This window comes from Kluyvera sichuanensis (assembly GCF_014218705.1).
Classification (GTDB): Bacteria; Pseudomonadota; Gammaproteobacteria; order Enterobacterales; family Enterobacteriaceae; genus Kluyvera; species Kluyvera sichuanensis.
In genome coordinates this window covers 1-540 of the sequence record NZ_JABBJF010000084.1, presented here as the reverse complement: position 1 = coordinate 540, position 540 = coordinate 1, and the positions used below count along the sequence as shown (strand labels likewise).

Genomic DNA, 540 nt, shown 5'->3' with positions numbered 1-540 from the left:
TATCGCAGATTAGCACGTCCTTCATCGCCTCTGACTGCCAGGGCATCCACCGTGTACGCTTAGTCGCTTAACCTCACAACCCGAAGATGTTTCTTACGATTCATCATCGTGCTGCAAAAATTTGAGAGACTCAAACACACCTCAGTCTGTTCTTATTACGGAGAACAGAGTTCAGTGTGCTGTTTCAATTTTCAGCTTGATCCAGATTTTTAAAGAGCAAATATCTCAAACGTCACCCGAAGGTAAGTTTTGAGATATTGGGGTCGGCGACTTTCACTCACACAAACCAGCAAGTGGCGTCCCCTAGGGGATTCGAACCCCTGTTACCGCCGTGAAAGGGCGGTGTCCTGGGCCTCTAGACGAAGGGGACACTGAAGTCTCAATCGCAAGACGCCTTGCTATTTACTTTTCATCAGACAATCTGTGTGAGCACTTCAAAGAACGTTTCTTTAAGGTAAGGAGGTGATCCAACCGCAGGTTCCCCTACGGTTACCTTGTTACGACTTCACCCCAGTCATGAATCACAAAGTGGTAAGCGCC

1 tRNA gene and 1 rRNA gene are annotated in these 540 nt (G+C 47.8%); both read right to left on the bottom strand.

Features of this window, described 5'->3' with window-relative positions:
* Nucleotides 1-294: 294 nt before the first annotated feature.
* Nucleotides 295-370 (bottom strand) — tRNA-Glu (locus HII27_RS26845).
* Between the two features lie 85 nt (nucleotides 371-455).
* Nucleotides 456-540 (bottom strand): 16S ribosomal RNA (locus HII27_RS26840); the annotation flags it as partial.